Source organism: Saccharothrix sp. NPDC042600 (assembly GCF_040647305.1).
GTDB lineage: Bacteria > Actinomycetota > Actinomycetes > Mycobacteriales > Pseudonocardiaceae > Actinosynnema > Actinosynnema mutabilis.
In genome coordinates, this window is the sequence record NZ_JBEZBW010000163.1 from 1 (window position 1) to 12,119 (window position 12,119).

The following is a 12,119-nucleotide window of genomic DNA, read 5'->3' on the forward strand; positions in this document are numbered from 1 at the left end:
CCGATCTCCCCGAGCCGGCCGCCGGCACCGAGTCGGCGGCCGGGCCACTGGGCCGGCCGCCGGCCCGCTGGGTCTGCACCGGCGTTGACCAGCGGTCTAAGTTGTTCGCCATGACCCGACCTGCTGGACTGCGGGAACGCAAGAAGCTCGCGACCCGTACCGCGTTGGCCGACGCCGCGCTCCGGCTCTGCCTGGAGCGCGGCGTCGACGGCGTGACGGTCGAGCAGGTCGCCCACGAGGCCGGCGTGTCCCTGCGGACCTTCTTCAACTACTTCTCCTCGAAGGAGGAGGCGGTCGTCGCGGGCGACGTGGCGACGGCCGAGGCCTTCGTGCGGGCGTTCGCCGAGCGGCCGGCCGACGAACCGGTGCTGGAGGCGCTGCGCCGGGCGCTGGTGGCCATCCTGCCCGAGCACGTGGACCGGGCGAAGCTGGAGCAGTTGCGCCTCCTGCGCCGCACGCCCACCCTCCTGCCCGCCCAGCTCGCGGCCTTCCACGCCCAGGAACGGGCGCTGGCGGGTGTGGTCGGCGAACGGGTCGGCCTCGACCCGGCCACCGACCTCTACCCGGTGATGTTCGCCGCCACGGTCATGGCCTCGGTCCGGGTGGTCGTCACGCAGTGGCTCGACACCGGCGACCGGCGCCCGCTGGCCGACCTGGTCAACACCATGATCGACCAGCTCGACGCCGGTTTCCGCCGCTGACCCGGCCGGTCAGTCCCAGGCGACCGGCAGGCTGTGCACCCCGTACACCAGCATGTCCGAGCGCAACGGCACCTCCGCCGCCGGCAGGTCCAGGCGCAGGCCCGGTAGGCGGCGCAGCAGCTCGGTGAACCCGACCGCCATCTCCACGCGCGCCAGTTGCTGGCCCAGGCACTGGTGGATGCCGTGCCCGAACGCCAGGTGCGACACCCGCCCCCGCGCCACGTCCAGCTCGCCCCGCTCGCCGTAGACCCGCGGGTCGCGGTTGGCCACCGGCACGTTGACGACCACCGTCTCGTCGGCCGGGATGCGCACGCCCGCGACCTCGACCTCCTCCAGCGTGGTGCGCACCGGACCGAGGTGCACGATCGACAGGTAGCGCAGCAGCTCCTCCACCGCGCCGTCGATCAGCGACGGGTCCGAGCGCAGCTTCTCCAGCTCCTCCGGGTGTTCCAGCAGCGCGAACGTGCCCAGCGCCAGCATGTTCGCGGTGGTCTCGTGGCCCGCGATGAGCAGCAGCAGCGAGATGCCCACCAACTCGTCGTCGGTCAGCTCCGGTGCCGCGGTGATCAGGCCGGACAGCAGGTCGTCGGTCGGCTCCGCCCGCTTGGACCGCACCAGCCCCCGCATGAACGCCCGCAGCTCGTCGGACGCCTTCACGACCTCCTCGGCGGGCGCGTTCAACCGCAGCAGGGTGCTCGAACGCTCCTGGAACTGGGCGCGGTCGGCGTAGGCGACGCCCAGGAGTTCGCAGATCACCAACGACGGCACCGGCAGGGCGAACGCCGGCACCAGGTCCGCCCGGTTGCCGGCGGCGATCATGGCGTCCAGGTGCTCGGTGACGATCTCCTGCACGCGCGGGGTCAACTGGCGCATCCGCCGCACGGTGAACTGGCCGGTGAGCAGCCGCCGGTAGCGGGTGTGCTCCGGGGCGTCCATGGTGATGAAGTTGCCCGCCCGCACGGCGGGATCGGTCATCCGCCGGCGCAGCGCCTCGGGCAGCTTGCGCAGCACGCGTTCACTGCGGAAGCGGTCGGAGCTGAACCGGGCGTCGGCCAGCACGGCTCGCGCCTCCTCGTGGCCGGTGATCAACCACGCGGTGTCGCCGTCGCCCATGGTCACCTGGTGCACCGGACCCCGCGCGCCCAGGTCGGTGAGCCGGGTGGACGGGTCGAACGGGCAGCCGGGTGCGCGTTCGGTGTACTCGGTCGGCAGTCGCAGCGCCAGGCGGTCCTGGCTCGGTCCCCGGGAAACGGTGGGGCTGGTCATCCGCGAGTCCTGTTCCCGACCCGGTCCGTGACCGGGTCGTTGCTCAGGGTGTTGGTAAGCCACGGTACCGACGAAGGTGCACGGCGTGCACGTTTTTTAGGACGACGCCGGCGGTGACAGGGCTTCGTCCACCCACTCGGCCAGCGCCCGGCCGGGGTGCTCCAGCCAGTGGGCGGTCGCCGCGCGGATGGTGGCGAGGAAGGTCGCGGCCAGCACCCTGGACCGCAGCGGGTCCGCGCCCCGGCGGGCCGCCTCGGCGGCCAGTTCGCCCTCGACCGCCGCGAACGCCGCCACCTGGTGGGGGAGCAGGCTCGGGTGCAGGCGCAAGAGCCGGCGCTGGGCCACCCACGCCGGGTCCAGGCGGTCGCTGTCGGCCAGCAGGGTCGCGGCGCCGGCGCGGAAGGCGGTGGCGGGTCCTTCCGCGGCGGGGCGGTCGCGGATCGCCTCGACCAGCCCGCGCAGGCGCAGGCGGTCGGCGTGGAAGATCGCGTCCTCCTTGCCCGCGAAGTAGTTCGAGAACGTGCGGCGCGAGACGTCGGCGGCGTCCGCGATGGCCTCGACGGTCACCCGGTCCGGTCCGTGCTCCAGCGCCAGCCGCAGGGCGGCCTCGTGCAGGGCCAGGCGGGTCGCCGCTTTCTTGCGTTCACGGAGGTCCATCGAGATCCAGGTTACTTCCCAATGGGCAAACTTGCACAGCGAGCAACTTTGATAGATGCTTGTAGTAAGCAAGCATTCGGGAGGTCGACGTGGACCCCAACGGTGAGCTGGTCGAACGGCTGCGCGGACTGGTGCGGCTCGTGCGGCGGATCAAGCAGGAGGGCGCGGGTCACCACCCGGTCCTGCCCGCCGGCCTGGTCACGACGCTGACGCTGATCGACCGGTCGACCGGGTGCCGCGCCAAGGACCTGGCGGCGCACGCGGGCCTGGACCCGTCCACCGTCAGCCGCGCGGTCGGCACGCTCGTCGCCCACGGGCTGGTGGAGCGGCGGGCGGACCCGGCCGACGGGCGGGCCGGCGTCCTGGTCGTCACCGCCGCCGGGCACGCCGTGCTGGCCCAGGCCCGCGGTTGGTACGGCGACCTGCTCTCCCGGGCGCTCGCCCACTGGGACCCGGCCGAGGTCGAGGCGGTCACCGCCGCGCTCGGCCGGCTCACCGCCGACGTCGAAGCAACGCTGGAGGCAAGCCGATGACGAGCACCCCGGAGCCGGTCGCGACAGCGCACCGCGCTCCCGTGCCGATGAACCACCGCCAGATCATGGAGGCGCTCAGCGGGCTGCTGCTCGTGCTGTTCGTGGCCATGCTCAGCGGCACGGTGGTGTCCACCGCGCTGCCGCAGATCATCGGCGCGCTGGACGGGTCGCAGACCCAGTACACGTGGGTCGTCACCGCGACCCTGCTCACCGCCACCGCGAGCACCCCGATCTGGGGCAAGCTCGCCGACCTGTTCGACAAGAAGACGATGGTGCAGGTCGCCATCGTCGTGTTCGCGGTCGGGTCGGTCGTCAGCGGGTTCGCCCAGTCCGCCGGGCAGCTCATCGCGGCGCGGGCGTTCCAGGGCATCGGCGTGGGCGGCCTGCAGGCGCTGGTGCAGGTGGTGATCGCGGCGATGATCCCGCCCCGCGAACGCGGCCGGTACAACGGCTACCTCGGCGCGGTGATGGCCGTGGCGACGGTCGGCGGCCCGCTGCTGGGCGGGCTGATCGTGGACACCTCCTGGCTGGGCTGGCGGTGGTGCTTCTTCATCGGCGTGCCGGTGGCGTTGATCGCGCTGGTGGTGTTGCAGGCGACGCTGAAGGTGCCCGGCGTGCGGCGGGCCGACGTCAAGATCGACTACCTGGGCGCGGGGCTGATCGCCGCCGGTGTGTCGCTGCTGCTGGTGTGGATCTCGTTCGTGGACGACTCGTTCGCCTGGATCTCGTGGCAGAGCGGCGCGATGGTCGGCGGGTCGGTGGCGTTGCTGGCGCTGGCGGTGTTCGTGGAGTCGCGCGCCGCGGAACCGGTGGTGCCGCTGGGGATCGTGCGGCGGCGGACGACCGCGCTGGCGATCCTGGCCAGCGTCGCGGTGGGCATGGCGATGTTCGGCGGCGCGGTGTTCCTGGGGCAGTACTTCCAGATCGGGCGCGGGTACACGCCCACCGAGGCCGGGTTGCTGACCATCCCGATGATGGCGGGCGTGCTGGTCACGTCCGTCGTCAGCGGGCGGTTGATCACTCGCAGCGGGCGGGTCAAGCCGTACATCGTGGCCGGCGCGGTGGTGCTGGTGGCCGGGTTCGCGCTGCTGGGCGTGGTGGACCACGAGACGTCGCTGGTGTTCGTGGGCGGCGCGATGCTGCTGGTGGGCGCCGGGGTCGGGATGAGCATGCAGAACCTGGTGCTGGCGGTGCAGAACACCGTGCCGCTGCGCGACATCGGGGCGGCCAGCGCGACCGTCGCGTTCTTCCGGTCGCTGGGCGGCACGATCGGGGTGTCCGTGCTGGGCGCGGTGCTCGCCCGGGACGTGGCCGACCGGATCACCGACGGGTTGCGGCAGGCCGGCATCCCGGCGAACGGCACCAGCGGCGGCAGCTTGAACCTCAACGCGCTGCCGGAGTCCGTGCGGCACATCGTCCGCGCGGCCTACGGCGACTCCACCGGGCACATCTTCACCATCTCGGCGTGCATCGCCGTGGTGGGCGTGGTGGCGGCGTTGCTGCTCAAGCCGATCGTGCTGCGGTCGAGCCTGGACCTGGACAAGGGGTGAGGCGGGCGGCGGGGTCCCGGCCCCGCCGCCCCCGGTTCAGCGGTCGAGCGTGACGATCGAGACGCTCGCCGAACCCGTGTTGGTCACCAGCACGAACCGCTTGCCCGGCCCGGACGCCGTCCAGCGCGGGTCGGTGCCCACGGCCACCTCGCCGAGGACCTCGTGCGTGCGGGTGTCGAACGTGGTGACCGTGCCGGAGCCCGAGTTCGCCACGTACGCGACCCGGCCGCCCGCGTGCAGCGCGAGGCCGCGTGGGTTGCGGCCGACGGTGATGGTGGCGGTGACGGCGCGGGTCCGGGCGTCGATGACCGAGACCGTGCCGCCCAGGGTGTTGCTGACGTAGACGGTCCGGTCGTCCGGGGTCACCAGCACGCCGCGTGGCTCGTCGCCGACCGGGATGGTCGCCACGGCGGTCTTGGCCGAGGTGTCCACCACCGACACGGTGTCCGAGTCGGAGTTGGCCACGTAGGCGTACCGGCCGCCGGAGGTGAACGCGATGCCGCGCGGCGCCTTGCCGACCGGGATCGAGCCGGTGACCTCCTGCGAGCGCGTGCTGATGACGGTCAGGGCGTTGGCGCCCGTGCTGCTCACGTAGACCGACCGGCCGTCCGGGGTGAGCGCGGCCCAGCGCGGCGCGTCGCCCACCGGCACGGTCTTGACCACGGTCCGCTTCGCGGTGTCGATGACCGACACGTCGTCGGAGTCGCGGTTGGCGACGTAGGCGTGCCGGCCCGACCGGTCGAACGCGATCCCGTACGGGAACGTGCCGACCGGGATGGTGGCGACGGCGGTGCGGCGGCGGACGTCGAGCACGGACACCGTGTTGGACCCGGCGTTGGCGACGTAGGCGTGGCGGTGGTCGGGGGTGTAGGTCACCGTGCGCGGGTTGAGGCCCACGCCGATCGTGCCGACGACGACCGGCGTGCCCGTCGCGGCCTGGGCGGTGCCCGGGAGCGCGACGAGCAGCACGGCGGGGAGCAGCAGGGCGAGGCGGTTGAGCAAGTCGTGCCCCTTTCAGGTCCGGAGCCGGTCGCGGGCGGCGGCGTAGGTGGCCGCGCCGACGATGAGGACGAGCGGCAACACGTAGTCGCCGTCGCGTTCGACGAATTGGAACCATTCCTGCCCGACCAGCGGCCGGAGCAGTTCGGTCGCGAGTTTCCACCCGAGCACGAACCACAGCAGCGGTATCGCCGGGCGGACCAGCACGGCCAATCCGAGCAGGATCTCGAAGAAGCCGAACAACACCATCAGGTTGGCCGAATCGACGGTGGCCCGTTCGACGCCGAAGAACGCGAAGAAGTCGTACCAGTACTTCTTCTGCTCGAAAGCGCCGAAACCGCCGTGGCCGATGAGCAGCAGCGCCAGGCCGCCGCGCGCGGCCCAGTGCACGCCGACGTGCGCGCGGTCGGACACGGTCGCGGGCCGCTCGCCCTTGCCCAGCCAGCCGCGCACCGACCAGCCGCCGAAGCCGACGAGGACCAACAGGGCCAGCGGCATGCCGTAGTTGCCGCCCCGCTCCAGGAACTCCCACCAGCCCTCGCCGACCGCCGGTCGCAGCAGCGCGGTGAACACGCCCCACGCGGTGGCGTGCAGCAGCACGATGCGAACCGGCCAGAACAGGACGATCAAGCCGACGGTGATGTCCACCGCGCCCGTGGCGTACATGAGGTAGTCGACGGCGGCGTCCGCCGGGATGCCGAACAGGTCGTAGTAGGGCAGCCACGCGCGCGACCGGCTCAATCCGGCCCAGCCGTGGCCGAGGTATTCCACCGCCACGCCGACGCGCAGCAGCCAGTACAGCTTGGTGACCACCGGGGCCTGGGCCCATTTCTCCCACCAGGTCGCGCCGGTGTCCCTCCGTATCGATTGGTCGGTCACGGTTCCCCCGTTCCGCGGCGGGCAGAGGCTGACCACTTCGAAAGTACGGAATGCGCGGCGCGGGGCAATCGACGAAAAGAACCAATGTGGGGCGTGATGTGAAATGCATCAAAAACCGAGCTAATCAATTTGTTGGCGCAGGGGTTCCCGCCCGTTTTGCGGAGGGCGTCCGGGGACGTGTTCTCCCGCCGCGCCGGTGCGGACCGGTGGGCGCGTGTGGGGGCGGTCCTCCATCGGGTCTGGTGTCGTGGCCTCCCGGGTGGGCAGGGTGGTGGCGACCGTTGACGTCATGGAAGCACCTCAGCGAGGATTGCCTCAATGGAAGTTGACACCAACCTTCGGGTGAGGGCGGCGCTGCACCACGCGCTGTCCGACCCGGTCCGCCTCGGCATCGTGGACCTGCTCGCCGTCGGCGACCGCTCGCCCGGCGAGCTGGCGCACGCCTTCGACCTGACGTCCAACCTCCTGGCCCACCACCTCAAGGTGCTGCGCGACGTCGGCCTGGTGCACCGCGCCCGCTCGCACGCCGACGGGCGGCGCGCCTACGTCCGCCTGCTGCCCGCCCCGCTGGAGCTGCTCCGAGTCACGCCGTCGGTCACCGCGCCGCGCGTGGTGTTCGTCTGCACCCGCAACGGAGCCCGCTCGCCGCTGGCCGCCGCCGTGTGGCGCACCCGCAGCGCCATCCCGGCCACCAGCGCGGGCACCCACCCCGGACCGCGGGTCAACCCGCGCGCCCTGGCCGTCGCCCACCGGCACGGGCTGCGGTTCGACCGCGAGACCACCGCGAGCGTCGCCGAGGTCGTGCGGGAGGACGACCTGGTGGTCGCGGTGTGCGACAAGGCCTACGAGGAACTCGGCAGCGCGGTGCACTGGTCGGTCCCCGATCCGCGCACCGACGAAGACCTGGAGGACGTCTTGGCGCAGCTCACCGAGCGCGTCGACCGGCTCGCGGCGATCGCGGGAGCACCGTGACCGGGGTCGGGTTGGGCACGATCGCCCGCGAGTGGGGTCGGATCGGGTGCATCGGGTTCGGCGGTCCGCCCGCGCACATCGCGCTGCTGCGCGACCTGTGCGTGACGCGGCGGGGGTGGCTGGACGAGGAGGAGTTCGAGCACGGCATCGCCGCCACCAACCTGCTGCCCGGCCCCGCGTCCACGCAGCTCGCGATCCTGTGCGCGTGGAAGCTGCGCGGCACGGCCGGCGCGCTGGTGGGCGGGTTCTGCTTCATCGTGCCCGGGCTGGTGGTGATCCTGGCGCTGGCCGCGTTGTTCCTGGCCGCCGACCCGCCCGCGTGGGTGACCGGCGCGGCGGCGGGCGCGGGCGCGGCGGTGCCCGCGGTGGCGCTGCACGCCGCGTGGGGGTTGGTCCCGGGTAGCTGGAAGCGGGTGGCCGACCGGGCCGCGCGCGTGCGGTGGGTCGGCTACCTGGTGGCCGGGGCCGTGGCGGCGGCGGTGACCGGGCCGTGGCTGGTGCTGGTGCTGCTCGTCGCCGGGCTGGTCGAGGTGTCCGTGCACGCGCCGTCCTCGCGGCGCGCGTGGCCGGTGGTGCTCGCGCTGCCCGCGACCGGCGGCGGGCTGCTCGGCGTCGCCTGGGTCGCGGCCAAGGTCGGCGCGCTGTCCTACGGCGGCGGGTTCGTCATCATCCCGCTGATGCAGCGCGACGCCGTGCACACCTACGGCTGGATGACCGACGCGCAGTTCCTCAACGCCGTGGCGCTGGGCCAGATCACGCCCGGACCGGTGGTGCAGACCGTCGCCGTGGTCGGGTTCGCCGCCGCCGGGCTGGTCGGGGGAGTGCTGGCCGCCGTGGTCGCGTTCGCGCCGTCGTTCGCGTTCGTGATCTTCGGCGGGCCGAGGCTGGAACGCCTGCGGGACAACAGGAAGGCCCAGGCGTTCCTGACCGGCGCGGGCGCGGCGGCGGTCGGCGCGATCGGCGGTTCCACGCTGCCGCTGGCGTTGTCGCTGCACGAGCCGTGGCAGTTCGCCGTGCTGGCGGGAGCGGTGGTGTGGTTGCTGGCGCTCAAACGCGGGGTCGTGTCGGCGCTGCTCACGGCCGGTGTGCTGGGTGCGCTGATCAGCTTGCTGTGACGCCGCCGTGGTAGAAGTACCGGCCCAGGCCGATGGTGAACATCAGCAGCCCGTACAGCGCGTGCTCCACCGAGACCACCAGCAGTGACCGGGTCTCGCGGTAGCGGGCGGCGAAGACCGCGCCGCCCGCGGCCGACAGCGCGACCGCGACCCAGTTGCCGAACGCGATGTGCACGAACCCGAACGCCACCGCGCCGGCCGCCACCGTGCCGGTCGGGCCGAACACCGGTTCGTAGCGGTGGAACAGGAACGCCCGGAACAGCAGTTCCTGCGGGTACACGCTGAGCAGCGGGTAGAACACCACGACCGCCGCCCACAGCAGGGGTTGTTCCCGCGGCAGCACCAGCAGCGCGTCGGGCGTGAGCACCGCGACCGCCGCCGCGCAGCCCGCCGCCGTGAGCGTCCACAACGTGAGCATCGGTCGCCACTGCCCGCGCAGCGCCTCGGGCCGCCAGAACGAGCGCCGGTCGAACCCGGTGCGCCACAGGTGCCACACCACCGCCGCGCCCAGCACCAGCAGCACGGGGATCGGGCTCGTGCCGCGCCACAGCAGGGTGTACGCGGTCACCAGGCCGAAGAACACCACGACGAACTCGGCGGCGAGGTACCAGCGCGATGCGGGTTCGAGCCGTACCGGAACGGACACGGCCCACAACGTACCGAGCCGCGCATATCGCACGGGTCAAGGGAAGTGTCGGGCGTGTTCCGCAAGGGAACGGAGCGGAAGGTGCATGTGCACCGTTAGCATCGCCCCACCCCCGGTGACGCCGGGGTCGAAGGGGGACGGGTGGGGATGACGACCGGGGAGGTCCCGGCCGCACAGCTCGTGGGCGAGGACGTGGAGGTCGTCGGCGCCCGGGTCACCGGTGTGCTCGACCTGACCGACGCGCCGCCGAGCACGCTGCGGTTCGTGCGGTGCCGGTTCGACGAACCTCCGGTGCTGCGCGAGGCGTCGATGCGCGCGCTGGAGTTCCACGGCTGCGAGCTGCCGGGCCTGGACGCGCGGCGCCTGCGCTGCCGGGGTGACGTGGTGCTGGCGGGCACCGTGGTGCACGGCGCGGTCGAGCTGGGTGACGCCGAGGTCGGCGGCGAACTGTCGTTCGAGGACAGTCGGGTCGGCGCGGTGTTCGCGCGGCGGGTGTGCGTGGGCGGGGACGTGCAGTTGGCCGGGGCCGCGTTCGGCGAGGTCGCCGGCGTGTCGCTGGACCTGCGCGGCGCTCGCGTGGGCGGTGGTGTGCTGGGCGAGAACGAGGTCCGCATCGGCGTCACGGCCGAGGGTTCGCTGCTGCTGGCGGACGCCCGGGTCGGCGGGGCGCTGTGCCTGCGGCAGTCGCGGCTGGGTGCCGTGAGCGCGGACCGCGTGCGCCTGGTCGGCGACCTGGACGCCACCGAGGCCCGGCTGACGCTGTCGCTGGTCGGCGCGTCGGTGGGCGGCTCGCTGGTGCTCGGCGCGGCCGAGGCGGACGCGTTGGCGCTGGACCGGGTTCGGGTCGCCGGGCACGTGCACCTGGCGTTCGCGCTGGTGCGGTCGGGCGTGAGCCTGGTGGACGCGCGGGTCGGTGGCGACCTGCGGGCGTCGTGCGCGGAACTGCACGACTTCATCGGCACGCGGGCCAGGGTGACCGGTGACGTGGACCTGGGACAGCTGCGCGTCGAGGACGTCGTGTGCCTGTCCGCCGCGGACGTCGGCGGCGTGCTGGACCTGTCGGGCGCGGACCTGGCCGGCGCGCTGGACCTGAGCGCCGCGCGCATCGCCGGCGAGCTGAAGATGGGCGACCTGGCGGCGCAGGGCACCGTGGACCTCTCCGGCGCGGCCGTCCGCTGCCGGGTGGACCTGCGCGGCGCGCACCTGGGGGCGCGGCTGGACGCGTGCGGCCTGGTGACGTGGGAGCTGCGGCTGGCGGTCGAGGACCCGCCGCGGGGGCGGGTCGATCTGCGGGACGCCCGGTGCGCGACGTTGCGGGACAACGGGTTCCTGTGGGGTGCGCGGGGCGGGGTGGAGCTGACCGGGTTCGGGTACCGGCGGTTGGAGCCGAGGCTGGAGGACCGGGTCGCGGTGCGCCGGCGGTTGTCGCAGCTGCGGTCGGCCACCGACCGGTTCACGCCCGACGCCTACGACCGGTTGGCGGACGTGCTGCGGCTGGACGGCCGGGAGTCCGAGGCGGCCGCGGTGCTGGTGGAGAAGCAGCGGTTGCGGTACGCCGAACGCGCCCGCTCCGCCGGCTGGGCCGGCCCGGTCGTCACCGCCTGGAGTTCGCTGCTGCTCAGCCTCACCGGGTACGGGTACCGGTTGGGCCGCGGGGTCGCCTACCTCCTCGCCGTCGCCTCGCTGGTCGCCCTCCTCCTCTTCTGAGTAGCGCAGGCGCTACCACGACGGTCGCGCCCGCGCCCCCGCCAACCGGCGGCTGTCCGCATGGTTCGGTCCACGGGGAACGGAAAGGATCGGTCTCGTCAGTAGTTCCCAGTGCGAAGGAAGAGCATGTCGAGACTGAAGTCCGTGCGTCGTGGAATGGCCCGGGCAGCCGGCGTCCTGCTGTTGGGCGCGCTGGCCGCCACGGCCACGACCGGCACCGCCGGCGCCATCATCAACGGGAAGGACTCCACCGAGCGCTACCCGTTCATGGCCTCGATCCCGGAAACCGTGCCCGCGGCGGGCGGCGCCAAGGGCGTCTGCGGGGCGTCGCTGATCCACCCGCGGTGGGTGGTGACGGCGGCGCACTGCGTTGACCCGGAACGGTCGGGGGCGGTGCCCGACGGGATCGTGCGCATCGGCAGCGACCACCGGACATCCGGTGGCACCGTCCGCACCATCGACCGAGTGGTGCGCCACCCGGACTACCAGGTGGCACCGGGAATGCAGCCGAACCACAACGACATCGCCCTGGTCCGCCTGGACCGCCCGGTCACCGAACGACCGATCCGCATCGCCGACCGAGCCGGCACACCCGGCACCCCGACCCGCCTGCTGGGCTTCGGCACCACGGTCGAGGGATCCGGCCCCGACGAGTGGAAGTTCCCCGAACGCCTCCAACAACTGGACACCCGCCGCGGCGCGGAATCCGAGTGCGCCCCGGGCTTCGCGAACCGAACCCGCCTGTGCACGGTAAGCCGCGAACCCGGCGCGATGGCATGCTCCGGCGACTCCGGCGGCCCCCAACTCCAACGCGGCAAGTGGGGCCGATGGGAACTGATCGGCGTAACCTCGGGCCCAGGCGACGAAGACACCCCGTGCGCAAACGGCCCAGGCCTCTACACCAACGCAACCGCCTACACCGGCTGGATCAAGAAGACCATCACCACCACCCGCTGACCAGCGCCGCAGGCGCGCGCTCTTCGAAGGGCTGCCAAGCCAAGGAAGGGCCTCGGTTCGTTCCCCGTACGGCCTGGGCGCAGCCCAACCGCGCTTCGCTCCTTCTCGCAACCAGCTTTTCCGGTTGCGAGAAGGAG

Annotated in this window: 12 protein-coding genes; 7 read left to right on the forward strand and 5 right to left on the reverse strand. The window is 72.9% G+C overall.

All coding sequences use genetic code 11. The annotated features are described in order from the left end of the window. Positions 1-110: 110 nt before the first annotated feature. On the forward strand, positions 111-701 hold the full coding sequence (locus tag AB0A74_RS40970; protein WP_358258381.1) for a TetR family transcriptional regulator: 591 nt from the start codon (positions 111-113) through the stop codon (positions 699-701). A 9-nt stretch (positions 702-710) separates the two neighbouring features. Here the strand turns inward: AB0A74_RS40970 and AB0A74_RS40975 are convergent, their stop codons facing one another. Then, positions 711-1,967: a cytochrome P450 gene (locus AB0A74_RS40975; protein WP_358258383.1), complete on the reverse strand. Its 1,257-nt coding sequence runs from the start codon at positions 1,965-1,967 to the stop codon at positions 711-713. A 96-nt stretch (positions 1,968-2,063) separates the two neighbouring features. Further along, positions 2,064-2,624 carry a TetR family transcriptional regulator gene (locus tag AB0A74_RS40980; protein ID WP_358258385.1) on the reverse strand — a complete coding sequence of 187 codons (561 nt, stop codon included), beginning with the start codon at positions 2,622-2,624 and terminating at the stop codon, positions 2,064-2,066. A gap of 89 nt (positions 2,625-2,713) precedes the next feature. On the opposite strand from AB0A74_RS40980, the gene AB0A74_RS40985 reads away from it, so the two are divergent. Both AB0A74_RS40985 and AB0A74_RS40990 read left to right on the forward strand, forming a co-directional pair. Continuing rightward, on the forward strand, positions 2,714-3,157 hold the full coding sequence (locus AB0A74_RS40985; protein ID WP_358258387.1) for a MarR family winged helix-turn-helix transcriptional regulator: 444 nt from the start codon (positions 2,714-2,716) through the stop codon (positions 3,155-3,157). Between the two features lie 47 nt (positions 3,158-3,204). Further along, the gene (locus AB0A74_RS40990; RefSeq protein ID WP_358258402.1) at positions 3,205-4,707 is read left to right on the forward strand and encodes an MDR family MFS transporter; all 1,503 of its coding nucleotides are present in this window, start codon (positions 3,205-3,207) and stop codon (positions 4,705-4,707) included. Between the two features lie 36 nt (positions 4,708-4,743). Here AB0A74_RS40990 and AB0A74_RS40995 read toward each other — a convergent pair whose 3' ends face one another. Together AB0A74_RS40995 and AB0A74_RS41000 are read right to left on the reverse strand one after the other, a co-directional pair. Further along, positions 4,744-5,709 carry a beta-propeller fold lactonase family protein gene (locus tag AB0A74_RS40995; protein WP_358258388.1) on the reverse strand — a complete coding sequence of 322 codons (966 nt, stop codon included), beginning with the start codon at positions 5,707-5,709 and terminating at the stop codon, positions 4,744-4,746. A 12-nt stretch (positions 5,710-5,721) separates the two neighbouring features. Next, positions 5,722-6,585, reverse strand: a complete 864-nt coding sequence (locus AB0A74_RS41000; protein WP_358258390.1) for a hypothetical protein — start codon at positions 6,583-6,585, stop codon at positions 5,722-5,724. A 318-nt stretch (positions 6,586-6,903) separates the two neighbouring features. On the opposite strand from AB0A74_RS41000, the gene AB0A74_RS41005 reads away from it, so the two are divergent. Beyond that, positions 6,904-7,557: a helix-turn-helix domain-containing protein gene (locus AB0A74_RS41005; RefSeq protein ID WP_358258392.1), complete on the forward strand. Its 654-nt coding sequence runs from the start codon at positions 6,904-6,906 to the stop codon at positions 7,555-7,557. Then, positions 7,554-8,672: a chromate efflux transporter gene (chrA, locus tag AB0A74_RS41010; RefSeq protein ID WP_358258394.1), complete on the forward strand. Its 1,119-nt coding sequence runs from the start codon at positions 7,554-7,556 to the stop codon at positions 8,670-8,672. Before AB0A74_RS41005 ends, chrA begins: the two co-directional genes overlap by 4 nt. On the opposite strand, the gene AB0A74_RS41015 is transcribed toward chrA, so the two are convergent. Beyond that, a complete protein-coding gene (locus AB0A74_RS41015) occupies positions 8,659-9,318 on the reverse strand; it encodes a type II CAAX endopeptidase family protein (protein ID WP_358258396.1) in 660 nt (219 codons plus the stop codon). The genes chrA and AB0A74_RS41015 overlap by 14 nt on opposite strands. A 147-nt stretch (positions 9,319-9,465) precedes the next feature. Between AB0A74_RS41015 and AB0A74_RS41020 the strand changes: the two genes are divergently transcribed. Together AB0A74_RS41020 and AB0A74_RS41025 are read left to right on the forward strand one after the other, a co-directional pair. Continuing rightward, positions 9,466-11,025, forward strand: coding sequence for a hypothetical protein (locus AB0A74_RS41020; RefSeq protein ID WP_358258398.1), 1,560 nt, complete (start codon positions 9,466-9,468; stop codon positions 11,023-11,025). Between the two features lie 126 nt (positions 11,026-11,151). Next, positions 11,152-11,982, forward strand: coding sequence for a serine protease (locus tag AB0A74_RS41025; RefSeq protein ID WP_358258400.1), 831 nt, complete (start codon positions 11,152-11,154; stop codon positions 11,980-11,982). The last annotated feature ends 137 nt before the right edge of the window (positions 11,983-12,119 follow it).

Excerpts from the sequence above, each read along its gene's own strand:
- AB0A74_RS40980 (WP_358258385.1), bottom strand. The coding sequence starts at position 2,624 with ATGGACCTCCGTGAACGCAAGAAAGCGGCGACCCGCCTGGCCCTGCAC.
- AB0A74_RS41020 (WP_358258398.1), top strand. The coding sequence starts at position 9,466 with ATGACGACCGGGGAGGTCCCGGCCGCACAGCTCGTGGGCGAGGACGTG.
- AB0A74_RS40975 (WP_358258383.1), bottom strand. The coding sequence starts at position 1,967 with ATGACCAGCCCCACCGTTTCCCGGGGACCGAGCCAGGACCGCCTGGCG.
- AB0A74_RS41005 (WP_358258392.1), top strand. The coding sequence starts at position 6,904 with ATGGAAGTTGACACCAACCTTCGGGTGAGGGCGGCGCTGCACCACGCG.
- AB0A74_RS40990 (WP_358258402.1), top strand. The coding sequence starts at position 3,205 with ATGAACCACCGCCAGATCATGGAGGCGCTCAGCGGGCTGCTGCTCGTG.
- AB0A74_RS41025 (WP_358258400.1), top strand. The coding sequence starts at position 11,152 with ATGTCGAGACTGAAGTCCGTGCGTCGTGGAATGGCCCGGGCAGCCGGC.
- AB0A74_RS40970 (WP_358258381.1), top strand. The coding sequence starts at position 111 with ATGACCCGACCTGCTGGACTGCGGGAACGCAAGAAGCTCGCGACCCGT.